The sequence below is a fragment of the Limnobacter sp. genome, assembly GCF_964228395.1.
GTDB lineage: Bacteria > Pseudomonadota > Gammaproteobacteria > Burkholderiales > Burkholderiaceae_B > Limnobacter.
The window spans coordinates 1-21,977 of sequence record NZ_CAXQZX010000086.1 but is presented as its reverse complement, the minus strand read 5'-3'; the positions used below and the strand labels follow the sequence as shown (position 1 = coordinate 21,977).

27 protein-coding genes are annotated in these 21,977 nt (G+C 56.4%); 12 read left to right on the top strand and 15 right to left on the bottom strand.

The window, feature by feature from the left end:
• From purB to ACEQU8_RS07135, 6 genes are all read left to right on the top strand, one after another.
• Positions 1-1,079, top strand: a 1,079-nt coding sequence (purB, locus tag ACEQU8_RS07160; protein WP_370262570.1) for an adenylosuccinate lyase, incomplete at its 5' end; no start/stop codon positions are given.
• Positions 1,080-1,210: 131 nt separating this feature from the next.
• Complete coding sequence (locus ACEQU8_RS07155; RefSeq protein WP_370262569.1) at positions 1,211-1,654, top strand: type IV pilin protein; 444 nt, start codon at positions 1,211-1,213, stop codon at positions 1,652-1,654.
• Entirely contained in the window at positions 1,647-2,141 is a 495-nt protein-coding gene (locus ACEQU8_RS07150) for a Tfp pilus assembly protein FimT/FimU (protein ID WP_370262568.1), read from the top strand. The genes ACEQU8_RS07155 and ACEQU8_RS07150 overlap by 8 nt, the downstream gene beginning before the upstream one ends.
• Complete coding sequence (locus ACEQU8_RS07145) at positions 2,131-2,847, top strand: hypothetical protein (protein WP_370262566.1); 717 nt, start codon at positions 2,131-2,133, stop codon at positions 2,845-2,847. The genes ACEQU8_RS07150 and ACEQU8_RS07145 overlap by 11 nt, the downstream gene beginning before the upstream one ends.
• An 8-nt stretch (positions 2,848-2,855) precedes the next feature.
• Positions 2,856-3,608 (top strand): hypothetical protein, encoded by a 753-nt coding sequence (locus ACEQU8_RS07140; RefSeq protein WP_370262564.1) that lies wholly within the window; start codon positions 2,856-2,858, stop codon positions 3,606-3,608.
• Positions 3,595-4,140: a prepilin-type N-terminal cleavage/methylation domain-containing protein gene (locus tag ACEQU8_RS07135; protein WP_370262563.1), complete on the top strand. Its 546-nt coding sequence runs from the start codon at positions 3,595-3,597 to the stop codon at positions 4,138-4,140. Before ACEQU8_RS07140 ends, ACEQU8_RS07135 begins: the two co-directional genes overlap by 14 nt.
• Before the next feature lie 12 nt (positions 4,141-4,152).
• Here the strand turns inward: ACEQU8_RS07135 and ACEQU8_RS07130 are convergent, their stop codons facing one another.
• From ACEQU8_RS07130 to yajC, 4 genes are read right to left on the bottom strand one after another with little or no spacing between them, the layout of a single operon-like run.
• Complete coding sequence (locus tag ACEQU8_RS07130) at positions 4,153-5,070, bottom strand: PilZ domain-containing protein (RefSeq protein WP_370262560.1); 918 nt, start codon at positions 5,068-5,070, stop codon at positions 4,153-4,155.
• 38 nt (positions 5,071-5,108) lie between these two features.
• Positions 5,109-6,062: a protein translocase subunit SecF gene (secF, locus tag ACEQU8_RS07125; protein WP_370262558.1), complete on the bottom strand. Its 954-nt coding sequence runs from the start codon at positions 6,060-6,062 to the stop codon at positions 5,109-5,111.
• A gap of 32 nt (positions 6,063-6,094) precedes the next feature.
• On the bottom strand, positions 6,095-7,990 hold the full coding sequence (secD, locus tag ACEQU8_RS07120; RefSeq protein ID WP_370262557.1) for a protein translocase subunit SecD: 1,896 nt from the start codon (positions 7,988-7,990) through the stop codon (positions 6,095-6,097).
• Between the two features lie 10 nt (positions 7,991-8,000).
• Positions 8,001-8,342 (bottom strand): preprotein translocase subunit YajC, encoded by a 342-nt coding sequence (gene yajC / locus ACEQU8_RS07115; protein ID WP_370262573.1) that lies wholly within the window; start codon positions 8,340-8,342, stop codon positions 8,001-8,003.
• A gap of 134 nt (positions 8,343-8,476) precedes the next feature.
• On the opposite strand from yajC, the gene msrA reads away from it, so the two are divergent.
• On the top strand, positions 8,477-9,022 hold the full coding sequence (msrA, locus tag ACEQU8_RS07110; RefSeq protein WP_370262556.1) for a peptide-methionine (S)-S-oxide reductase MsrA: 546 nt from the start codon (positions 8,477-8,479) through the stop codon (positions 9,020-9,022).
• On the opposite strand, the gene ACEQU8_RS07105 is transcribed toward msrA, so the two are convergent.
• From ACEQU8_RS07105 to ACEQU8_RS07065, 9 genes are read right to left on the bottom strand one after another with little or no spacing between them, the layout of a single operon-like run.
• On the bottom strand, positions 9,005-9,802 hold the full coding sequence (locus ACEQU8_RS07105) for a ThiF family adenylyltransferase (protein WP_370262554.1): 798 nt from the start codon (positions 9,800-9,802) through the stop codon (positions 9,005-9,007). The genes msrA and ACEQU8_RS07105 overlap by 18 nt on opposite strands.
• Positions 9,803-9,804: 2 nt before the next feature.
• Entirely contained in the window at positions 9,805-10,926 is a 1,122-nt protein-coding gene (locus tag ACEQU8_RS07100) for a S1C family serine protease (protein ID WP_370262553.1), read from the bottom strand.
• Complete coding sequence (locus ACEQU8_RS07095; RefSeq protein ID WP_370262551.1) at positions 10,923-11,549, bottom strand: DUF2946 family protein; 627 nt, start codon at positions 11,547-11,549, stop codon at positions 10,923-10,925. Before ACEQU8_RS07095 ends, ACEQU8_RS07100 begins: the two co-directional genes overlap by 4 nt.
• Positions 11,542-12,528, bottom strand: a complete 987-nt coding sequence (locus ACEQU8_RS07090) for a hydrolase (protein WP_370262572.1) — start codon at positions 12,526-12,528, stop codon at positions 11,542-11,544. The genes ACEQU8_RS07095 and ACEQU8_RS07090 overlap by 8 nt, the downstream gene beginning before the upstream one ends.
• A 15-nt stretch (positions 12,529-12,543) precedes the next feature.
• Entirely contained in the window at positions 12,544-12,993 is a 450-nt protein-coding gene (locus tag ACEQU8_RS07085) for a nuclear transport factor 2 family protein (protein WP_370262550.1), read from the bottom strand.
• A gap of 9 nt (positions 12,994-13,002) precedes the next feature.
• Positions 13,003-13,857: a formyltetrahydrofolate deformylase gene (gene purU / locus ACEQU8_RS07080; protein WP_370262549.1), complete on the bottom strand. Its 855-nt coding sequence runs from the start codon at positions 13,855-13,857 to the stop codon at positions 13,003-13,005.
• A gap of 43 nt (positions 13,858-13,900) precedes the next feature.
• Positions 13,901-14,935 carry a lipopolysaccharide heptosyltransferase II gene (gene waaF, locus ACEQU8_RS07075; RefSeq protein ID WP_370262547.1) on the bottom strand — a complete coding sequence of 345 codons (1,035 nt, stop codon included), beginning with the start codon at positions 14,933-14,935 and terminating at the stop codon, positions 13,901-13,903.
• A 22-nt stretch (positions 14,936-14,957) separates the two neighbouring features.
• A complete protein-coding gene (locus ACEQU8_RS07070) occupies positions 14,958-15,161 on the bottom strand; it encodes a zinc-finger domain-containing protein (RefSeq protein ID WP_370262546.1) in 204 nt (67 codons plus the stop codon).
• Positions 15,162-15,163: 2 nt separating this feature from the next.
• A complete protein-coding gene (locus tag ACEQU8_RS07065; RefSeq protein ID WP_370262545.1) occupies positions 15,164-16,084 on the bottom strand; it encodes a branched-chain amino acid transaminase in 921 nt (306 codons plus the stop codon).
• 148 nt (positions 16,085-16,232) lie between these two features.
• Between ACEQU8_RS07065 and ACEQU8_RS07060 the strand changes: the two genes are divergently transcribed.
• The 4 genes from ACEQU8_RS07060 to ACEQU8_RS07045 all read left to right on the top strand — a co-directional run bounded on the left by ACEQU8_RS07060 (position 16,233) and on the right by ACEQU8_RS07045 (position 19,379).
• Positions 16,233-16,883, top strand: a complete 651-nt coding sequence (locus ACEQU8_RS07060) for a TetR/AcrR family transcriptional regulator (protein ID WP_370262544.1) — start codon at positions 16,233-16,235, stop codon at positions 16,881-16,883.
• 98 nt (positions 16,884-16,981) lie between these two features.
• Complete coding sequence (locus ACEQU8_RS07055; protein ID WP_370262543.1) at positions 16,982-17,650, top strand: protein-L-isoaspartate O-methyltransferase; 669 nt, start codon at positions 16,982-16,984, stop codon at positions 17,648-17,650.
• A 15-nt stretch (positions 17,651-17,665) separates the two neighbouring features.
• Positions 17,666-18,001 (top strand): rhodanese-like domain-containing protein, encoded by a 336-nt coding sequence (locus ACEQU8_RS07050; protein WP_370262542.1) that lies wholly within the window; start codon positions 17,666-17,668, stop codon positions 17,999-18,001.
• Positions 17,958-19,379: a TolC family outer membrane protein gene (locus tag ACEQU8_RS07045; protein ID WP_372521234.1), complete on the top strand. Its 1,422-nt coding sequence runs from the start codon at positions 17,958-17,960 to the stop codon at positions 19,377-19,379. The genes ACEQU8_RS07050 and ACEQU8_RS07045 overlap by 44 nt, the downstream gene beginning before the upstream one ends.
• On the opposite strand, the gene ACEQU8_RS07040 is transcribed toward ACEQU8_RS07045, so the two are convergent.
• Positions 19,354-20,703 (bottom strand): 3-deoxy-D-manno-octulosonic acid transferase, encoded by a 1,350-nt coding sequence (locus ACEQU8_RS07040; protein ID WP_370262539.1) that lies wholly within the window; start codon positions 20,701-20,703, stop codon positions 19,354-19,356. The genes ACEQU8_RS07045 and ACEQU8_RS07040 overlap by 26 nt on opposite strands.
• Positions 20,700-21,665, bottom strand: a complete 966-nt coding sequence (waaC, locus tag ACEQU8_RS07035; RefSeq protein ID WP_370262537.1) for a lipopolysaccharide heptosyltransferase I — start codon at positions 21,663-21,665, stop codon at positions 20,700-20,702. Before waaC ends, ACEQU8_RS07040 begins: the two co-directional genes overlap by 4 nt.
• 57 nt (positions 21,666-21,722) lie before the next feature.
• Here waaC and ACEQU8_RS07030 point away from each other — a divergent pair.
• Positions 21,723-21,977, top strand: a 255-nt coding sequence (locus ACEQU8_RS07030) for a glycosyltransferase (RefSeq protein ID WP_370262536.1), incomplete at its 3' end; no start/stop codon positions are given.

Genomic DNA, 21,977 nt, shown 5'->3' with positions numbered 1-21,977 from the left:
AATACTTTATAAAAGAAAAGTTTCAAGCCGATGAAGAGCTAAAAAAAGCCGCCGAATTTGTTCACTTTGCCTGCACCTCTGAGGACATCAACAACATGAGCCATGCGCTCATGTTGAAGGCCACCCGCGAACAAGTGCTGGTGCCAACGCTCGCCAAATTGGTGGGCGTGCTGCGCGGCTATGCCCACCAGTTTGCCGACATTCCCATGATGTGCCGCACCCATGGCCAACCAGCCAGCCCCAGCACGCTGGGCAAAGAATTCGCCAACGTGGTGCACCGCCTGGAGCGGGCGATTCACGCCATCGAAACTGTTGAATTGCCTGCCAAAATGAATGGTGCCGTGGGCAACTACAATGCCCACCTGTCAGCCTACCCCGAGTTTGACTGGGAAGCCCTAAGCCGCAAACTCATCGAAGGTTTGGGCCTGACCTTCAACCCCTACACCATTCAAATTGAACCGCACGACGGCATTGCTGCGCTAATGGACGCGATGGCGCGGGCCAACACCATCGTGATTGACCTGTCTCGCGACATTTGGGGTTACATCTCCCTGGGCTACTTCAAGCAAAAGCTGAAAGCTGGCGAAGTGGGCTCCTCCACCATGCCGCACAAGGTCAACCCCATCGACTTTGAAAATGCCGAAGGCAACTTGGGCATGGCCAATGCAGTGCTTAAACATCTGGCAGAAAAATTGCCAATCTCTCGCTGGCAACGCGACCTCACCGACTCCACCGTGCTGCGCAACCTGGGTGTTGGCCTTGGTTACTCGGTGCTGGCCTACGAAAGCTGCCTGCGCGGCCTGGGCAAACTGGAAGTTAACCAGGCTGCCATTGCTGCCGACATCGATAACGCTTGGGAACTACTGGCAGAGCCCGTGCAAACCGTGATGCGCCGCCATGGCTTGCCCAACCCCTATGAGCAACTCAAAGAACTCACCCGTGGCAAGGGCATCACCCAAGAAGCGCTGCAGACCTTTATTGCTCAATTGGATTTGCCGCAAGCCGAAAAAGATCGCCTGTTGGCCATGACCCCGGCCAGCTACATTGGTATGGCTTCCAAACTGGCCAAGCGCATATAAAAAGCGATTGGATCACCTTTTAACGCGCCCCGCCTATGGCGGGGCAACCCACCGGGCTACCCCGAGCAGGGCAGGAACCCACCTCGCTGCGTAACCATACTAAGCACTGTGTAAAACATTTTGGTGCTGGTATGGACAAGCAGCATGGCCTCACCCTGCTGGAACTCATCATTGCCATGGCGGTGATGGCCGTGCTTGCCTCATTTGGCTTTGCACAATACGAGTCCAGCACACACAACACCAATTTGCGCGTGATGCGGGACACCGCTTCCAAACTGGCCCTGGCACAACAACAACACCGCCAAACCTACGGCCGCTATGCAGAACGCCTGAAAGCCAAAGGTGAGGCCACCGACAACACACTCGTGTTTGCAGAGCTTGAACAGTTCAACATCCGCATTACACAGGCCACCTACTCGGCCTTTCATGCCGAGTTAAGTGCAAAGTCACCCAGCGGGGCCACCAAAAAGCAATGTGCCAAGTTGCAGGTCAGCAGCGATCTTGGTTTTTTAAGTTATGCCACCACGGACGACAAAGGCAACAGCACCAGCAAGGAGTGCCTGGGTCATGGCTAAGGGATTCACCCTGCTTGAGTTGAGCCTGGTGCTCATGATCACGGCCATCACGGTTGCGGCAGGTTTGCCAGCATTGAACAGGCAGATGGCCATGATCCAGCTCAAGCAAAACAGCGCAACGCTGGTGAGCTACGTTCAAAGCGCCCGGGCCCTGGCCTCGAGCACCGAGTGCCAGGCACGCCTTGGCTTAAAGCCACTGGGTAAAGAACAAGTCCAGTTGATGCTGGAACTGGAAAACGACCCCCTGCTGAAAGGCTGCGCATTGTGGTTTGAGACGACCAATGGCCCCAACACCCGGCAGGTAAAAATCGCGGAAAAGACAATTGACTCTTTGACCATCAATCGACCACTCACCCTGCTCTTCCAAGGCATTTCTGGAAGCCTTAAAGCGGAATCCGCCTCTACCATCGAATTGTCCAGCCGAGGTGTTCATGCACACATCACCCTGGATGGGATCGGCAACGGAGTTTTGCGTTATGTGGAATAACAGCAAACGATCACAGACCGGGGCCTCCATGGTCAACATGATCATCGCTTCTGGCTTGCTGGTCTTGCTCATTTCAAGTGGCCTAAGCGCCTACACATACACCTCGAGTTCAGCGCCACTGGCCTCCAGCAACGAGCAGGTCAATCAATTAACGCGGTTGGTGGAGCTGTTTGGCAGCCACGTCAACCGGGGCGGCGCTTACCTGGACGCCGCCGGCGAGGCCAAGGGCATTCAAATTTGCCATTTGGATGATCAAGCCAGGCGTTGCAAACCATATCAATCCCAGAAGAACAATCTGTGCCTGGCCCTACCCACCCAGTTGGGCAACGGCGCATTGGCCAGCATTGAAGTGCGGGGCTTTCGCTTGCACAACGGTGTGATGCAACAACGCACCTTGAGCAAGGTCAACTTGGGCACGTTTGGCCTGCACTCGTTTTGCACCAGCGAAAACGCTTGGGAAAATCTCCACAGCGCCAAAGACTTTGTGATCCAAAGCCTGGCGTTGTGCAAATTCAAGGCCAGCACCATGGATGAGATCACCACGGATTACTCGCGCCATTGCGACAGCGTGCTCAGCACAGAGCCACAAAGCGCTGTGTATTGGATTGCGCTATTCACCGTGCGCTCTGCCAAACCCGGGGCGCCAGAGGTGATCCAAAACCGAATCATCCAGTTGTTCAATGACACCCGGGTCACCACCCTGTGAGCCCCGCCATGCAACACCACCCCATCAAAGCTGCTGCAATTCAACGCCAAGCGGGCATGATTGGCATCTTGATCAGCACCCTTCTGGGCGCTTTTGCGGCCATTGCAGGAGCAAGCACGGCAATCAAAGCCAATATGGATGCCTACCACGCCCCCACGAATGCGCGAATTGAGGTGGCCAATCAACTGATGCAGTCGGGCTTGCGCTATGGCAATCACCTGTTAAACGACCTTGATCAACTGGCTGAGCTGATCGAAAGGTACAAAAACGACCCTGCCGTGGCGCTGGAATGCAAGGTGGGCAACCCCCTGCCCGATGACCTCCAACCCACCAAAACCATTCTCACACTGCCCACGCCCGAGGGGGATCAATACATTGCAATCCGGGGGATCATGGCACCCTACGACTGCAATGAGCCCCTGGACGAAGAAAACTTTCGACTCACCTTCGAGATCCTGGGTAGCCTGGGCTGCACCAACAACCGTGATCACAGCGCCTGCACCACACGCTCGGTGGTTCTAACCGCCTTCGAAGGGGACGAATACCGCCCCGAAAAATCTCCACCACCACCCCAAGCAACCGCTGGGCAACAACAGAACGGAGCCGCCCGCCCAGCCAGAAAGAAAAAGAGGAACAACAACAGCAATACCACTTCCAGTCAGCAAGGCAGTGGACGGGGTGCCGACAGTGACGATAAAGAAGGCGGGACTGGGGATGGCGCTCAACGAAACAAGGTGAAAAGAAAAAATGTGGGCCTATAAACAAAGCGGATTCACTTTGCTTGAGGTGCTTGTCTCGATGGCCGTGTTGTCAGTTGGCGCCACGCTGTATGCCAAGTCGATGACCAGCGCCATCGCCATTTCAACAGACAACGCGGAGAAGCAACAAGCCGCGGTGGTGGCCACCGACTTAAACAACGTGTTTGCTGCCCACGTGGCCCCTCTGGGCCCTGAAGCCTCTCGAGGCCAAGTGATTGAACGCATGCAAAAACTGGCCAATCAATTTGAAAAAGAAATGGAGCAACTGGCCAAGCAGCGCGGATACACCTGCAAAGCGCAAAAACCCGCCCCCCTGGCGGCCGGTCCCTTGGGAAAAACGGATCTGCTGAAGGCCAGCGTGCTGCAAAACTGGACCCAAGGCCCCCCCATTTGCTTAAAAATTGAGGTCAAGCCCGAGGTGCAAACTGGCTTTAACGGCGTGTGGATGGAAACCCAAATCACCTGGGTCGGACTGTTCAGCAAGGACGATCAACTGCAGCGCGTTCGCCTACCCAGCCTGATCGCCCCCATGTAAGTTGGCCGCGTTTTAGTTGGGCAAGTACAAAGGTGAACCCAAGCGATGAGTAAGGCGGTCGTACACATAGGCGTGTATGGCTGCAAATGCCGTGTTGTCTAGCTCAACAAACGAGATGCCCAAGGAGCGCAACTCTGCCTGCACCCCCAGAGACACCACCTTGCCTTGTAGCTCAAGCACAAATTTACGATCGGCAAGCAGGGCCTGGAAGCTGAGGCTAAGCACCTGGCCCACTTCAAAAGGCCCGTTCACCGGTGTTTTAAACTCAACTCCACCAGTGGACATATTGGCGATGATCCCATTGCAAGGTTCGCCCAGCCTGGGGTGCCGCACCACAGCAGGCAGTTCGCAATTGACCCTGCGGGTGGTTCGCACAGCGCGTGCTTCAAACTGCTGCGGCTGGGGCCAGCTCATCACCAACAGCGGGTGGGGGGACAACAACACTTTGTCCACCATGGCGGTGAACTTGTACATGGACAGACCAAAAAAACTTTTGAAATCCCAAAGTTGCCCTTCTTTGACAAACACGCACTTGCCGTCCCGCATCGGGTGGGTGACCACAAACGCCTCGCGACCGTAGGTGCCAACCAATTTGACCTGGAAAGCCTCCCCGCCGGTTTGGGCAATCATTCGCAAATTGATACCGGTCTCGGAGGGGTCCTCAACCTGGGCTTTGACATAGCTGGTCTTTACCCCCCCGGCTTCGGGTTTGACCGTGCCCAAGGCCTGCTTGCCGTAGGCCGGTGTAGCCCACCGCGGGTTGTGATACAAACCCTTGCCAGACAACTCATCCAGTTGTTTTGATGTAGCAATGGTCTGCCCCGCAGCCAACAACAGCGTACCTTGCTGATCGTAAATGGCAAAGGGCAGCGGTTTTCCTAGCTCGACTTCGCCCTTGGGTAGCGGGGAAAGCTCTTTGGGATTATCCACAAAACCTCACCAGTCGAAGCTGCATGTTATTGGGGCGATCAGGGTGTTTCGAACTCTTTGTCTTTCTTCACTGGCTTGACCAGGTCTTCACGGGTTAAGCCCAACCACATCAGCAGCGGGCTGGCCACCAACACGGAAGAATAGATTCCAAACAGAATACCAATGGTCAAGGCCAAAGCAAAGCCATGCAAAGTGGGCCCACCAAAAAACAGCATCGAACACACCATGATCTGAGTGGAGCCGTGGGTGATGATGGTTCGGGAGATGGTTCTCGTGATGGCGCTATCAATGGTCTCAGGCACACTCATTTTGCGAACCCGGCGGAAAGTTTCTCGAATGCGGTCAAACACCACCACAGATTCGTTCACGGAATAACCCAACACCGCCAGCACAGCCGCCAACACAGCGAGCGAGAATTCCCACTGAAAAAAAGCAAAAAAGCCGAGAATAATCACCACGTCATGCAGGTTGGCGATGATGGCCGACACAGCAAACTTCCATTCAAAGCGCATGGCCAAGTAAATCATGATGCCGCCAATCACAATCAGCAGCGCGATCAGGCCGTTTTCAGCCAACTCGCGCCCCACTTGTGGCCCCACGAATTCAACCCGCATCACCTGAACACCGGGCCCGCCCTTGGACAACACCTCGCTGACCATGGCTTCTTGATTCAGCTTGCCTTCGTTGCCCAAAACACCGCCCTGCAGGTCTTTAACCGCCAGGCGAATCAGCACATCGCGCGAGGTGCCAAAGTTTTGCACTTGTGGCTCGGCAATGCCTTGGGCCTGCAAGGCTTCACGTACTTTTTCAAGCTCGGCAGATTCGCTGTAGCGGGCCTCCACCAACACGCCGCCGGTAAACTCCACGCTGAAATTCAAACCCTTGGCATACAAAAAGAACACCGCTGCCAAACACGTGATCAAGGAGATCACATTGAAAAACTTGGCATGCCGCATGAACGGGATATCGTTTTTAATTCGGAACAGTTCCATGTTTTACTCGATCGTTTGTTCTTGCGCTTGGGTCAGGATTTTTTTGGAGCTGGCACGGCGGCCGCCCCGGGGCGCCAAATTTGCCCAATGCTGATGGACTCCAGCTTTTTCTTGCGGCCGTACCACAGGTTGACCACGCTTCGAGACACCACCACCGCACTGAAAATGGAGGTAAGAATGCCCAAGCAGTGCACCACTGCAAAACCGCGAACTGGACCCGAACCAAAAATCAACAGGGCCAAGCCAGCAATCAGGGTGGTGATGTTGGAGTCCAGAATGGTGGCCCAGGCACGGTCGTAACCCGTGGCAATGGCCTGCTGCGGATTGGCGCCCTCACGCAGCTCTTCACGAATGCGTTCGTTAATCAGCACGTTGGCGTCAATCGCCATGCCCAGAGTAAGCGCCACCGCTGCCAAACCGGGTAAGGTGAGCGTGGCCTGCAACACCGACAGCAAGGCAAACAGCAACAACACGTTTACAGCCAAGGCAAACACCGAGAACACACCAAACAACAGGTAGTAAATCATCATGAACACACCCAAGGCGATGAAGCCATAGAGCGTGGAGTTAAGACCTTTGCTGATGTTGTCAGCCCCCAGGCTTGGACCAATGGTGCGTTCTTCAATGATGTCCATGGGTGCAGCCAGTGAACCTGCGCGCAGCAACAGAGCCAAATCGGCCGCCTCGACGGTGTTCATGCTGCCTGAGATTTGTACGCGCCCACCACCAATTTCAGAGCGAATCACGGGCGCTGTGATCACTTCACCCTTGCCTTTTTCGATCAACAAAATGGCCATGCGCTTGCCAATGTTGTCGCGGGTAATGTTGCGGAAAATACGTGCGCCCTGACTATCCAGGGTAAGGTGAACCGCAGGCTCTTGGGTTTGGTTGTCAAACCCAGCCTGCGCATCGGTGAGGTTTTCGCCCGTTAGAATCACCTCGGGCTTGAGCAGCAAATCGCGCCCGCCCCGCTCGGTGTAGCGTTCTAGACCGAAGGGCACCACGCCGTTGCTCAGCGCAGAAATGGCCTCAGGGCTGTCATCCACCAAACGCACTTCCAGCGTGGCGGTTCTGCCCAAAATATCTTTGGCTTTGGCGGTGTCTTGCACGCCGGGCAACTGCACCACGATGCGGTCTGCCCCCTGGCGCTGAATCACAGGCTCGGCCACGCCCAACTCGTTGATTCGATTGTGCAAGGTGGTGATGTTTTGCCGCAGCGCATATTCACGGGCCTGTTGGGCCACATTGTCTGCCAAGCCTGCGTTCAAGGTAAATTGACTGTCATTCTCGGGAATCGACAACACCAAATCAGGGGAGTTTCTGGCAATCAGGGTTTGCGCCTTGGCGCGGGTTGCCTCATCGCGGAACGTCAAGACGAAGCCAGCAGGGCTGCGGTTGGCGCTGGCGTAGCGAATATCTTCTTCTCGAAGGGTTTGTTTGGCGTCAGTCAACAGGGCGTCTTTGCGCTTTTCTAGCGCGGCATCCATGTCCACCTGCAGCAAAAAATGCACACCACCGCGCAGGTCCAAACCCAGGTACATGGGTAAGGCATTGATGCTGGTCAACCAGTCAGGCGACTTGGACAACAGGTTGAGCGCCACGATGTAATCGGGCTCAGCCTCGTTGGGATTCAAACGCTGCTGAATAATATCGCGGGCTCTTAGCTGCTGCTCGGGGCTGTTGAATCGCAGCTTGATGGTGCCCCCGCCCAAAGTTTGCTCGTAAAACACGGCATCGGGCGCAAGCCCTTGGTTGCTCAACTGGCTGGCCAACTGGTCGGCCAGGTCTTGAGACACCTTGAGGGTGGACTTGCCACTGGAAACCTGTACGGCTGGCGCTTCGCCATAAAAATTGGGCAGGGTGTACAACACGCCCAACACCAAGGTGAGGGCAACCAACAGGTACTTCCAGAGGGGGTATCGGTTCATGGCAAAGCGATCAACGGGTTTCTTTCAGGGTGCCACGGGGCAACAGGCTTTGCACAGCAGCGCGCTGCACAACCACTTCCACAGGTTTGTCAGCCAGCTCGGCCACTTCCAAGGTGATGTAGGCGTCGCTGATTTTGGTGATGCGGCCCAGCAATCCACCGGAGGAAATCACTTCGTCGCCCTTTTGCAAGGCCTCAACCATGGCTTTGTGCTCTTTTTGGCGCTTCATTTGAGGGCGAATGGCCAAGAAATACAACACACCGAACATCAAAATAAGCGGCAGGAAACTCAACAGGCCGCTTTCGGCGCCGCCGGCTGCAGATTGTGCAAACGCGGTAGAAATCACAATAATCTCCTTAAAGTTGTGATGGTTGGGCCCGAGTATACAATGCCTGACCCAGCAAATTCAGACCGCGGGGCTTGACTTGGGTTCCACTTCCCGTTTCACTTGATGGTTGTGGGAATACAAACAATTGAGTCATCACCATGTCAGCAAAAAAAGAACAAGCCACATTGGGCGGAGGGTGTTTCTGGTGTCTGGAGGCGGTTTATTCGCAGCTTAAAGGCATTTTGAAATGCGAATCGGGCTACAGCGGCGGCCATGACCCCAGCCCGAACTACGACAAAGTGTGCTCGGGCCGAAGTGGCCATGCCGAAGTGGTGCGCCTGGAATACGACCCCGAAGTCATCACCTACCGCAAAATACTGGCAGTGTTTTTTGCCATCCACGACCCAACCACATTAAACCGCCAAGGCAATGATGTGGGCCCGCAATACCGCTCGGTGATTTACTACCACAACGCTGATCAGCACGACACGGCCCAAGCTTTTATAGAAGACCTGGAACGCCGAAAAATCTACGCCAACAAAGTGGTCACAGAAGTGGCGCCTTTAAGCAACTACTTCCCGGCCGAGGCCTATCACCAGGAATACTTTGAGAACAACCCCATGCAGCCTTATTGCGCTTACGTGGTTGCTCCAAAAGTAGAAAAAGCGGAAGACCTGTTTGGTGACTTATTCAGACGGGCCTAGTTTAAGCCTGGCTTTATCCCAATGCCCCAACGCCCAAGCCGCCATCTGCATGCCCATGGTGGCCGTGACTGACACCACAGACCCGTAACCGGCGCAATTCAACCCAGCCTCGGGCGCACAGGAGGCATTGCGCGTGACGGCTTCCTGAGAATAAAACACGGGCACCTTCATGCGCTTGTCACGCGAAAAACCATGGTGCTTGCGCAACTGGTAACGCAATTTGGCCAGCAGAGGGTCGTTGATACAATCGCGCAAATCGGCAGGCTGCACCAACCAAGGCTGGCGCTTTCCACCTGCACTGCCCGCCACCAACACCGGAATTTTCTTGGCCCTGCCCTGCACAGCCATGGCGACTTTGGCTTGCACCTGATCGCAGCAGTCCAGGACCACAGGGCTCGCATTGGCTTGGCTGGCCAAATCGTCAAACAGGGCCTGCGCATTCGATGGCTCCAGAAATGCATCAATCAGGGTCAGCTTGCAATCGGGGGCATACTCGCCAATTCGCTGGGCCAGGGCCTGGGTTTTTTCTAGCCCGAGGGTGCAGTCGCTGGCTTGAATCTGCCGGTTGATGTTGCTTTCAGCCACATGGTCGAAATCAACCAAAGTAATGCGCCCCACCCCACTGCGCGCCAGGGCCTCAACCGCCCAAGACCCTACCCCCCCTAAGCCAACCACCATGGCGCTGGCATGATATAGAAGGTATTCACGACACCCATCGCCATACAGACGGTCCAACCCGCCAAATCGGCGTGCGGGGTTGAGCTCCACAAGCTGGCTCATGCTCAACGACGCTCCAGGTCGATGATGCGCACAGCCACTTCGCGGGTGTTGTCGCCCCGCATGACCAGCAACTGCACCGTGCCACCCACGCCCACGGCCTCAAGGGCTTTGGACAACTGAAGCACATTGGCCACAGGCTTGCGATCCACTGCGATGATAATGTCGCCCACCACCCCGGCCTGCAAATCGAAAGGCAACAAACCCGCCTCATCGGCTGGCGAGCCTGGCTCAACACCCATGACAGCCACGCCGCGGATGCCCAGCCGGCGTGCCATGGCTTCATCGGCCACGGCAATGCCAATGCCGGGCCTGGGCATGGAGCCTCGCTCAATCAGCTGCGGCACAATTTGGTTCACCAGGTCAACTGGAATGGCAAAGCCCACCCCAGCAGAGCTCCCGCTTTGGGACAAAATCGCTGTGTTCACACCAATCAAGCGCCCTGCCGAATCCAGCAAAGGACCGCCCGAGTTACCGGGGTTGATGGCTGCATCGGTTTGAATCACATCCGGGATTTCGCGGCCATTGCTCACTGGCAGCGTGCGCTCCAGCGCACTCACGATCCCGGTGGTGAGGGTTTTGGACAAACCAAACGGGTTGCCAATGGCATACACAGACTGGCCCACCCGAAGGTCATGGCTGGTGCCCACAGGGATGGGACGAAGGTTTTTGGGTGCACTCACCAAACGCACCACCGCCAGGTCGTACGAAGGCGCCAGCCCCACCAAACGGGCAGGCAGCGGCTCGGAATCATCGAGTTGAACACGAATGCGATTGGCGCCTTGCACCACGTGGGCATTGGTCACAATGTGGCCTTGCTCGTCCCACACAAAGCCTGAACCGGTGCCCTCGGCAATGCGCCTGAAAAACAACTGCCCCTGTACACTTTCAGTAAAAATGTAAGCCACAGAGCCCTTGGACACTTCGAACAGTTCCACAACGCTGTTTTCGGTGGCCGACAAATCGCCACGTGGCTGAACCACACGCGGCGTGGCATCGGTGGCGGGGCTACTGAGCCATTTGCTCACGCCCGACTGGTTGTACAACACATACAACAGGGCCACAAACAGCACAAAGGCCAACAAGGCCATGGCCGAAGCACCCCTCTGGAATTTGGGTTTATTCACGCGTCTGTCTTTGGGTTGGGTTGAAAACGAAACTGCAGAGCCACCATCGAAGACTCCAGCATTTGCACAGTTAACGCAAGGTCACGCGCGCCGGTTGGCAAACGCTTGTCTTTTCTGAGACGAATGCGCGTGTCGAGCAAGGTGTGTGGGTCGACCTCGGGCACACACCACCTGGCGCGGTGATTCAAAACACCGCCCACCTCAGTGACTTGCTCAACCAGAATAGACACATCCGCACTGTGCAGCAGGCCAATGCCAAGCTGGGTGTGAATCAATACCCGTCCCTGTTCATCTTGGTAAAGGGCATCGGGCCAACACAACAGCCCAGTGTGACTCCACAGCAACAGGCCCTGGCCTTCCAGACCATGCAGATGGTAAACCCAAGGGGTGTATTCCAGATCCACATAGGCTTTTTGAGGGCCGTTTTGGAAGTAATAGCGCCCATCGGGTTCGCAAGCATAATTGCGGGCAATGAAATTCAAAATGCGGGCGTTGCCAATGGTTAAACCTTCAGGCACAGGGCCTGTGAGCAACCACTGCCCTTGCGAGGTCAGTTTTAACCAGCCGGCAATGGCAGGCACATTGGGCCAGCGAGCAAGCGCCTGTTCAACCAGATCATCCATGCGCCCCACCTCCATGGCGGTTAAAAAATACTTCGCACTGGCGCGGCAACCAATCCAGGCCGGGCTTGAGGCCATGGCCCTGCGCAAAACCCACGTGGCCACCATGCCGGGTGAACAAACACTCCACCAGGGGCGACACATCCTTGGCAGCGGGCAGGTGCTGACCACTCATAAACGGATCGTTTTGGGCATGCACCATCAAGGTAGGTACCGCAATATGTGGCAGCAAGGGCTTGGACGAGCACACGCGATAGTAGTGCTCTGCGTCTTCAAAGCCATGCCAGGGCGCAGTTACCCGGTTATCAAAATCAAAGAAGTTTTTGCATGAAGCGATGGCCTGTGGATCGCCTAAACCCGGAAACCGTCGAACCTTATCGAGCGATTTTGGTATCAACGTAGACAAAAACATGCGGGTATACAACAAATTAAATCCCTTCGCCAAGGAATGCGCGCCCGCCAGCAAGTCCACTGGGGCACTCACAGACACTGCGGAACTCAGCACAGTGGCGGCAGCTGCCCCCTGCTCGCCCAACCACTTCAACAGTACATTGCCCCCCAGTGAAACACCCATCACATGCATGTGTTGTACGCTGGGCAACTTGGCACGCAGGCGGCGCAACACCCAATCCATTTCAGCGGAGTCGCCAGAATGGTACGCACGGGGCAAACGGTTGTTCTCGCCAGAACAACCCCGAAAGTGCACCACCACACCCAGGGCGCCCACCTGATGGGCTTTGTTCATCAGCGCGAGGCTGTAGTGGCTGCGCGAGCAACCCTCCAAGCCGTGAAACAGCACCCACAGGGTGCGCTTTTGCGCGGCCTGCTGGGCGGGCTCTGTAAAATCGAGGTCGATAAAATCCCCGTCGGGCGTGTCCCAGCGTTGGCGGTGGTACTGCACGGCCGGCTTATTGGCCCAGCGGGCCGACACAATGGTTTGTGAATGCCCTTCGGGCAGCCACCAGGGAGGACGGTAAACCACAGCAGACAACCCCCGCTAGTGCAGCGTGGGCTGCGGGTCAAAATCAGAAAGATCGTCGTCGGCCATTTCTTCAACATCCATGGCAGGGCTGGCGTGGTGCATCACGATTTTCCAGCCGCTTGGCCCTTTGTGATAAACATTGGTTGCATTGACCTGCACCACATGGGGCTCACCACGGGAAGAACTCATCACAACCTGCTCCACGATGTTGTGCACAGCCACCATCACGCCCTCAACCCGATGCACCGGCACCACGCGAATTTGGAGTGCCCCGGCCGACAGAATTTCTTTCCAGGAATCTCGCACGTCATGATACCCCTCCACGCGCGGCCCGCCGGGATGTATGCAAACCACATGCTCGTCATCGGCCCACAGGTCCATGAGGGCCTCCAGATCAGCGGCCTCCAGGGCGTCGTAAAACGCCTGTTCGATGTCTTGGGGGGAGGTATGAATCACCTTGGGCATGGGTGTCCCTTATTGAAAAACCACAGTTTTGTTGCCATTGAGCACGACCCGATGCTCACAGTGCCATTTTACGGCACGTGCCAGCACCATGCACTCCGTGTCGCGCCCGCGAGCGGTCAACTCGTCGGGGGTGAGAGAATGGTCCACACGCGCCACATCTTGCTCGATGATCGGCCCTTCATCGAGGTCGGATGTGACGTAATGCGCCGTGGCGCCAATCAATTTCACACCCCGATCAAAAGCCTGCTGATAAGGTTTTGCCCCTTTAAAACTGGGCAAAAAACTGTGGTGAATATTGATGACCCTGCCAAGCAAGTCTTTGCACAGCGCAGGCGACAAAATTTGCATGTAACGCGCCAACACCACCAGGTCGATCCGCTCACGCTCAATGATTTGCCGGATTTGGGTTTCTTGTTTGTCTTTGCTGTCTGAAGCCACGGGCAAGTGGTAAAAAGGCACACCATAAGAAGCTGCCAACAAGGCAAAATCTTGGTGGTTGCTCACAATGGCCGGGATTTCACAAGGCAATTGACCGCTCTTCCAGCGAAACAACAGGTCATTCAAACAATGACCAAACTTGGACACCATGAGCAACACCCTGGGTTTGACTCGGGCATCAAAAAACTGATAGCGCATGTCAAAGGCTTGCGCCACGGTGCCAAACGAGGCTTGCAGGTCTTTTTCTGTCAGGGTACTGGCTGCGGGCAGCGCAAAATGCACGCGCAAAAAAAACAGATTCGTGGACTCGTCACCAAACTGCGCCGAATCCAAAATGTTGCATTGTTGGTCAAATAAAAACTTGCTGACGTTGTAAACAATGCCCGTGGTGTCGGGGCAGGAAATGGTCAATATGTAATCGCGCATGTTTGCAGCCGCAAGGGCCCTGCCAATAAAGGTTTAAATCAAATCATACCGCGCCGGGTGCACGCACCAATTGGCTGATCACCATTTCAGGCTTCAGCTTGTTCAGGCAATCGGTGTGGCCCAAGGGGCACTCGCGTTGAAAACACGGGCTGCACGGCAGGCTTAAGTAATACACCTTGGCCTGCGGGTGGAGCGGCGGCGTGTGTTTGGGGCTGCTGGAGCCAAACACCGCATGCACTTGCACGCCCAAGGCTGCGGCCACGTGCATCAGGCCAGAATCATTGGTGACCAATTGACCCGCCCCCGACATAAGCGCAATGGCTTGCGCCAAAGTGGTTTGCCCTGCCAACACCAACGCCCTGGAGCGAACCGCCTGGGGCAGCAAAGACACAATTTGATCGGAAAATTCACGGTCTTTGGGTCCGCCAAACAGCACCACCTGCTGCCCAGGGTTGCAGAGCAAATAATGATCGGCCACGGCTGCAAAGTGCGCAGCAGGCCAGCGTTTGGCCGGACCAAACTCTGCCCCAGGGGCCAAACCAAGAAAACCCGCCGACACAGAAAATTCGTGAAAGGCCTGACGCTGCAAGCCTGGCTCCACCCGCAAGACCGGGTTTTGCAGTTGATCTCCCCCAAACCCGCCAAGCTGCCCATACCATTCCACCATGGGCGGCTTGTTGGTTTTAGAGGGCTTGGGCAGCGCTTGGGTAAGCACCAAACGGCGCAGTTCGCCATCGTAGCCCACGCGTTGGGCAATGCCAGCAAACCATGGCACAAGGGCCGATTTCAACGAGTTGGGAAGAACAACGGCGAGGTCGAAGCCATGGCCGCTTAAAGCCTTGCCAACGCGCTTGCGCAGCCCCCACTGCAACTTGCCATGGGCAAAGGGCTCCACTTGTACCGCCCTCACATGCGGGGTGAATTGGTACACAGGGGCGGTGGCGTGCGGTGCCAACACATGGATATCGGGGGTCTGCCCGCTGACGCTGTCGGTGTATTTGTGGGCCAACGCCTGCACCAGCGACAGGCTCATGACCGCATCGCGAATCCAGTTGGGCGCCACCAGCAAAATCTTCATGCGCGCCCTACCCTGCTCAACATCAATGGCTGTGGACCTTGGCACCGGGCTTGAGCTTGTACACCGTGCCACAATATGGGCAGGCCGCCTTCCCGGTCTTGCTCACATCCAGAAACACCTTGGGATGGTGATTCCACACGGGCATGGCGGGGTTGGGGCAAAAAGCCGGCAGTTGATCGCCATCCAACTCCACAGTCTCAATTTTTACTTGTTTGTCGGTGATCATGATTACACCCGGGTCAGCCAGTGTTCGTACTTCTCGTTGCGACCATACACCACGTCAAAGTACCGCGTCTGTAGTTCTTCAGTGATTGGACCACGAGTGCCTGCGCCAATGGTGCGGTTGTCCAGTTCACGAACCGGGGTCACTTCGGCGGCCGTGCCAGTGAAGAAGGCTTCATCGGCGATGTAAATGTCGTCGCGGGTGAGGCGCTTGGACTTGACCTCCAAACCCATTTCGCGGGCCAGGCTGATGATGGTTGAGCGTGTGATGCCCACCAAAGCCGATGCAATTTCAGGTTCGTAAATGCAACCGTCTTTGACGATGAACAGGTTTTCGCCTGCACCTTCTGCCACAAAGCCGTCAACGTCAAGAAGCAGGGCTTCGTCGTAGCCGTCTTGCGTGGCTTCCATGTTGGCCAAAATGGAATTGGCATAGGTGGCCGCGAACTTGGCGCGCGCCATGGTTACGTTCACATGGTGGCGGGCGTATGAGGATGTTTTAACGCGAATGCCTTTTTGAAGGCCTTCTTCGCCCAGGTAAGCGCCCCACGGCCAAGCCGCGATGGCCACATGGGTTTTGGCACCCTTGGGCGACACACCCATTTTTTCGGACCCGTAAAAGGCGATGGGGCGGATGTAGCAAGAGTCGAGCTTGTTGGCGCGAACCACCTCGCAACAGGCTTCCATGACTTGCTCGCGGGTGTAAGGCATGGCCATGCGGTAAATGTGAGCCGAGTTGAACAGGCGATCCGTGTGCTCTTTTAACCTGAAAATGGCCGGACCTTTGTCAGTTTTGTAGGCGCGCTCGCCCTCAAACACGGACAGGCCGTAGTGCAAGCTGTGCGTCAGCACGTGGATTTGGGCTTCTCGCCACGGCACCAGTTTGCCGTTAAACCAAATGAAGCCATCGCGGTCGGCCATAGACATGCTGAATTCTCCGAAATTCCAGGATTAACCAAATCGCCATATTCTACAACTCAACGCCGGCCTTGGTGATGACCCCACCGTTGACTCGTTCAAGAATGAGCCACTATAGTGAGGTTATATCGAATAATAACGACATGAAACAAGACGCATGAAGCAATGCCTGGAGACTATTCAACCGCGCTGGACCCGGCGCAAGCAAGAGCGACCCCAAGAACTGCTGGATGCAGCACTGACCATATTCAGTGAGAAGGGGTTCTCTGCCGCCCGCCTTGAAGACGTGGCAAAAAGCGCTGGCGTGAGCAAGGGCACGGTTTACTTGTATTACTCCAACAAGGAGGAATTGCTCAAGGCTGTGGTCAAAGAGCATGTATCCCCCATTGTTGAAGAAGCCAAACGCCTGCAAGAACCCGACAAAAGCGCAGCCAATTTGATTCGAGAGGCCATCCACCTGTGGTGGCTGAAATACGGCTCCACCAAATTGAGCGCCATCACCAAAATTGTGCTGTCCGAGGCCAACGCCTTCCCGGATCTGGCTCGTTTTTTCTATGACGAAGTGGTCAAGCCGTGGTGGGACTACCTGGAATCTATTTTGCAACGCGGCGTGGCACGCGGTGAATTCAACGAGATTGACACCGAATATGCCGCCAAAGTGTTGTGCGCCCCATTGGTGACGCTTGGCATCTGGAAACGCACCATGGATGTGTGCTGCGGTATAGACACCAACCCCCTGCGCTACATTGAGGCCCACATCCAAATGGTGCTCAACGGCCTAAGCCGCCCACAACACCAAGCGGAGTAAACCGCTGGCCCAAGGGCCGCCCTCGGGTTTAAATTTGCTAAAATGGCGAGCTATTTCAAGGGCCTTGGCCCCAACCCTCTTCGCTTGAGCACACCCAAATGGACTTCGAAACCGCCCGCTTCAACATGATCGAGCAGCAAATTCGCCCTTGGAACGTATTAAACCAGCAGGTCTTGGACCTGCTCGGCGCGATCAAGCGAGAACGATTTGTGCCTAGCGAACTGCAAAAACTGGCCTTCACCGACTGCGACCTGCCCATCCGCATCAATGGCCAAGACACCGGCGAATTCATGTTGAGCCCCAAAATGGAAGCTCGCATGCTGCAAGACCTGGAGCTTAAGCCTCTAGACAAAGTGCTTGAAATTGGCACGGGCACGGGCTACATGGCCACCTTAATGGCGCAACAAGCCGCGCACGTCACAACCATCGAAATTAACCCCGAGATTGCCAATTTGGCCCGCGCCAATTTGAAAAAAGAAGGTGTGACCCGCATCAAAGTGATTGATGGCTGTGGTTTTGCGCTGGCTCCAACGCTTGGGCAATTCGACGCCATCGTGCTGAGCGGCGCCAGCCCCGCCATGCCCAAGACACTGCTGGACGCCCTAAAGCCCGGTGGTCGCTTGTTGGTCATCGTGGGCACCGCCCCAGTGATGCAGCTTGTATTGGCACGCAAATCGCCCGATGGCCAAGCCATCTCCAAACCTTTACTCGAGACCCTGGCCAAACCCCTGCAGAACGCGCCCCAACCCAGCGCGTTTGTGTTTTAAAGCGTGTTTATTTGAATGGCCTCGGGCATTGTTCAACTGTCAGCCACCGAGCTGGCGCAATGGTTGGCCAAACCATCCAACGAGGCACCTGTGTTGCTGGATGTTCGCGAGCCTTGGGAATTCGAGCACGCCCGAATCGAAGGAAGCCTGCATCTGCCCATGGCCCAGGTGCCAAGCTGTATTGAACAACTGCCTACCCATCGCGCTGTGGTGTGTATTTGTCACCATGGGGTGCGCAGCCAGCAGGTGGCCCTGTTTTTGAGAAGCAAGGGTTTTGAAGAACTGTATAACCTGCGAGGTGGCATTGATGCCTGGTCCCGCGATGTTGACCCCGCCTGCCCCCTTTACTAGCGCCACACGGCAACCGATGCACCGCAGTGTGCTGCGCGCCTCTGCCTTGATGCTGGCCGCGGTGTTGCTTGGCAACTTGCACGCCCCAGCCAAAGCCGACACCGCAGCCTTGGGCCTTCTGGAAGCCCTTAAACTCGCCCAACTACAGGACCCTCAATACCGGGCCGCCCAAGCACAGGCGCAGGCCGACGCACAACTGCCCTCGCTGGGCTTGGCCACGCTGCTGCCCCAAGTGTCGGCCAGTGCCCGCCTGGAAGAACAAACCAACACCTACCAGGCTTTTGGCCAAAACATTGAGGCAAAGCGCAACCCCGGCACTTACGCTTTGGTTCTAAACCAAGCGCTGTTTCGACCCCAAGCCTGGGCCAGCTACCAACAAAGCCGCTTGCTGGCCGAGCAAGGTGAACTGAGGCTGCGCAGCGCTTCGCAGAACCTGATTCTTCGCGTGGCCGATGCCTACCTTGCCGTACTTGCTGCACAGGATGACCTGCGCAGCCTGGCCGCCCAAGAGCAGGCTGTGGTGGAGCAGCTTCAATTTGCAAAGAAGAATTTTGAGATCGGCAATGCGACCATCACCGATCAACAAGAGGCCCAAGCCCGTTTCGACCTGATTGCCGCCCAAGCCCTAGCCGCCAACAACGCCCTGGCGGTGGCCCAATTGGGTTTGCAAACCCTGATCGGTCAACCTGCAGACCGGCTACAGCCTCTCAGCCCAGCCTTCACGCTGGCGCCACCCATGCCCAACGACCCCAAGGCATGGGGAGAGGCGGCCAGGCAAAGCAACCTGGAGGTGTTGCAGGCCCAACTGGGTCTTGAAATCGCACGGCGTGAGGTCGATAAATCTCGCTATGGGCATTTGCCCACCCTGGACTTCACCGCCCAGGTGGTTGACACAGAACAGCAAGTTTTCGATGCCTCCACCGGCAGGCCTTTTGACATCGGGGTCGACAACACCACCTTTGGGCTTGTCTTAAATGTGCCCATTTTCAGCGGGGGTGGCACGCAAGCCCGTGTTAAGCAACAGGCCTCGATGCTTCAAAAAAGCAAAGGTGAACTCGACTTCAGCGTAAGCCAAGCTCAGCAGCAAGCCCAAGCGGCTTACCTCCAGCTGAACACCAGCCTGGGCCAAGTGCGTGCCTTGCAAACGGCCAAAGCATCGAGCTTGCTGGCGCTTCAAGCCAATCGCACAGGTTACGAGGTGGGCGTACGCTCCAACATCGACGTGCTCAACGCACAGCAACAACTGTCTGCGATTGAACGCGATTTGTCGCGCGCGCAATACCAAAGCCTATCGGCATTGCTCCGTCTTCAGGCCGTGGTGGGGCAACTGAGTGCCGAAACCCTGACACAAATCAGCCTGGGGGCAACAAAGCCCTGAGGGTGTCAAAGCTGCGCTGGGTTGCACCGCGATGGCTTCGTGCATAGGCAAAGGCCGCCTTGGTCGAGGCGTCGACCTCTCCGTGCTGGGCCAAGTATTGCTCGCAAGCGGCCTGAATGTGCTCAAACCGCCGAGCCGCCCCCACGCTTAAAGCATCTTGCGCCGCCTTGGCAAAATTGAAAGTGTGTGGACCCATCCACACCGGGCAACCATAGGCACAGGCTTCAATCAGGTTTTGCCCGCCCAAAGGCAACCACGAGCCCCCCAGCAAGGCAAGATCCGCCACGCTGTAATAGGCAGGCATCTCGCCCATGGAATCACCCAGCACCAATCTGGGCTGACCCAGTGGTGCACTGGGCTGCGCCACGGCGCCTGAAGCCTGCTCTGCGAACAAAGTGCTGCGCCGCAAAGGCCTGGCCACGCCCATGCGGGTGGCTGCCTGCACCATCTGTTCAAACACCTCATCAAAACGCTGGGGGTGACGGGGCACAATCCACACGCAAGCCCCGGGCATGCGCTTAAAAAACTGGGTGCGGTTTAGCGCGTCCAGCAACAAAGCCTCCTCGCCTTCTCGGCTGCTGGCGAACAACAGCACTTGCTGGGCATGGATGGCCGCTCGCCATTGTTTGCCTTTGCTGGCCAAATCGGGGCGCAGGGCCACATCAAATTTCAAATTGCCATGCACGCCGTCTGGCGCGCGGCCCAAGGCAGCAAACACCTCACCATCGGCTGGGGTTTGTACAAGCAAGGCCCCCAAGCTTTGCACCACGGGGCGCGCTATTGCACCCAACTGCATGAGCCGCTTGCCTGTGGTGGGCGACACCCTGGCATTCAACAAAGCCGTGTGCAAACCCCTGGCTTTGGCTTTTAAAAACAGGTTGGGCCACAACTCGGTCTCGACCACCCAAAGCGCGCTTGCATTTAAACGCCGAATACACCGGCTCACCAACCACGGCAAGTCGTAGGGCAAATAAGCAAACTGCACCCCGGGCAGAGACGCGTAAAGCGATTTGCAGGTGTCCATGCCGGTGGGCGTGGTGCAGGTAAATACCCACTGGTCGTTGGGATACACCTTGTGCCAGTGTTTCACCAAAGGAGACACTGCATGCGACTCCCCCACAGACACGGCGTGCACCCAAATCCGCCGAACACCGGTGTTTGAACCGGTGTTTGAGCCACGCAAATCGGGCACACGTGCCAAAAACCGCATGCCCCAACCGCTCAAGTAGGCACGCTGACGCACCGCGCGCTTGAGCAAATAAAGCGCCAATACAGGCTGCAAGATCAACAAGACCAGGCTGTAGAAAAAAAGAAATGGCCTCACAGCTTGTTGCCTCTGAGCAGCCTGGACGAGGCTTCAAACACCTCAGCAGCCGAGGGCATGCGATCCAGGTCGCCCAAGCTGATGGCGTGTGGGTTAAACCGTGGCGCAAACCGCCAGGCAGGCGTGGCAAAAAACAAAGCCACCATGGGCAAATAATGCGCCGCCGCCAGGTGGGTGATGCCGGTGTCTACGCCCACCACCAAGGCCGCAGTGGATATGCGCTCGCGCAGTTGCGCCAAGGTCATTTTTGGTAACACCTCGACATGGGCAATATTGGCTGCAATGGCCTGGGCCTGCCCATGCTCAGCCTCTGTTCCCCAGGGCAGGCAAATGGTGTAGCCAAGGTCTGAGAAGCGATGAGCCAATTCCCGCCAATACACCACGGGCCATTTTTTTTCATCCCGTGCGGTGGCATGCAAAAACCAGATTTTTGCCAGATGCCCAGCAGGCACCAAAGGCTTGTTCGCTTGGGCTTGGTAGAAAACCGGTGGGCCTGCCAAACGGTAACCCAACAACAAGGCAGAGAGCTCCCGCAACCGCTCAACCGCATGGGCTTTGGGATCCCAGCCGGCGCGGCGGCTGTAAAACAAGGCAGCTAGCCCTTCCTTGGCGTAAGCAAAACCCGGCCCCATGCGCGGCCCCTGGGCCGCACAGGCCAACAAGGCACTTTTGATCAAGCCCTGAAGGTCGATGACAGCATCGTAGCGCTGGCCCGCCAGCCTGGACTTCAAGGCTTTCCATTGAGCGAGGGTGTGCCGCCACCCTTGCTTTCGCCAGGTTCGCAAGGCCACAGGCACCACGTCGTGTACGTGTTGATTGGCGCGAACCAAGTCGGCAAAGGGTTCCTCGACCATCCAGTCGATTAAAACACCAGGGTTGTGGGCATGGATGTCGTGCAAAACCGGCAGGGCGTGAATGACATCGCCCATGGACGTGGTTTTAACAATTAAGATACGCTTCATCTAGCGCACTCGCTGGGTGGCAAACGCATCATTTTACACAGACCAGGAACATTTAATTTGAGCACTACCCCGCAGCCCCCACATGCCAACAGTATTCCGGTATCTGCGGTGTTCATCACCTTGAATGCCGTCGAACAATTGGGCAAGGCGTTGCAGAGCGTTGCGTGGGCTGACGACATTGTTGTGGTGGACTCTGGCAGCACAGATGGCACCGCCGAACTGGCGACCCAGTACGGCGCACGGGTGATTCAACAAGAGTGGCTTGGATTCGGGCCGCAAAAACAATTTGCGGTGATGCAGGCCAAACACGAC

Bases quoted from the DNA above. Each gene is read 5' to 3' on its own strand.
- ACEQU8_RS07065 (WP_370262545.1), bottom strand. From the start codon at position 16,084: ATGTCTATGGCCGACCGCGATGGCTTCATTTGGTTTAACGGCAAACTG.
- ACEQU8_RS07070 (WP_370262546.1), bottom strand. From the start codon at position 15,161: ATGATCACCGACAAACAAGTAAAAATTGAGACTGTGGAGTTGGATGGC.
- msrA (WP_370262556.1), top strand. From the start codon at position 8,477: ATGTCAGCAAAAAAAGAACAAGCCACATTGGGCGGAGGGTGTTTCTGG.
- ACEQU8_RS07135 (WP_370262563.1), top strand. From the start codon at position 3,595: ATGTGGGCCTATAAACAAAGCGGATTCACTTTGCTTGAGGTGCTTGTC.
- ACEQU8_RS07155 (WP_370262569.1), top strand. From the start codon at position 1,211: ATGGACAAGCAGCATGGCCTCACCCTGCTGGAACTCATCATTGCCATG.
- waaF (WP_370262547.1), bottom strand. From the start codon at position 14,935: ATGAAGATTTTGCTGGTGGCGCCCAACTGGATTCGCGATGCGGTCATG.
- secD (WP_370262557.1), bottom strand. From the start codon at position 7,990: ATGAACCGATACCCCCTCTGGAAGTACCTGTTGGTTGCCCTCACCTTG.
- secF (WP_370262558.1), bottom strand. From the start codon at position 6,062: ATGGAACTGTTCCGAATTAAAAACGATATCCCGTTCATGCGGCATGCC.
- ACEQU8_RS07105 (WP_370262554.1), bottom strand. From the start codon at position 9,802: ATGAGCCAGCTTGTGGAGCTCAACCCCGCACGCCGATTTGGCGGGTTG.
- ACEQU8_RS07045 (WP_372521234.1), top strand. From the start codon at position 17,958: ATGCCTGGTCCCGCGATGTTGACCCCGCCTGCCCCCTTTACTAGCGCC.
- ACEQU8_RS07060 (WP_370262544.1), top strand. From the start codon at position 16,233: ATGAAGCAATGCCTGGAGACTATTCAACCGCGCTGGACCCGGCGCAAG.
- ACEQU8_RS07085 (WP_370262550.1), bottom strand. From the start codon at position 12,993: ATGCCCAAGGTGATTCATACCTCCCCCCAAGACATCGAACAGGCGTTT.
- ACEQU8_RS07050 (WP_370262542.1), top strand. From the start codon at position 17,666: ATGGCCTCGGGCATTGTTCAACTGTCAGCCACCGAGCTGGCGCAATGG.
- ACEQU8_RS07145 (WP_370262566.1), top strand. From the start codon at position 2,131: ATGTGGAATAACAGCAAACGATCACAGACCGGGGCCTCCATGGTCAAC.
- ACEQU8_RS07150 (WP_370262568.1), top strand. From the start codon at position 1,647: ATGGCTAAGGGATTCACCCTGCTTGAGTTGAGCCTGGTGCTCATGATC.
- ACEQU8_RS07140 (WP_370262564.1), top strand. From the start codon at position 2,856: ATGCAACACCACCCCATCAAAGCTGCTGCAATTCAACGCCAAGCGGGC.
- ACEQU8_RS07055 (WP_370262543.1), top strand. From the start codon at position 16,982: ATGGACTTCGAAACCGCCCGCTTCAACATGATCGAGCAGCAAATTCGC.
- waaC (WP_370262537.1), bottom strand. From the start codon at position 21,665: ATGAAGCGTATCTTAATTGTTAAAACCACGTCCATGGGCGATGTCATT.
- purU (WP_370262549.1), bottom strand. From the start codon at position 13,857: ATGCGCGATTACATATTGACCATTTCCTGCCCCGACACCACGGGCATT.
- ACEQU8_RS07095 (WP_370262551.1), bottom strand. From the start codon at position 11,549: ATGGATGATCTGGTTGAACAGGCGCTTGCTCGCTGGCCCAATGTGCCT.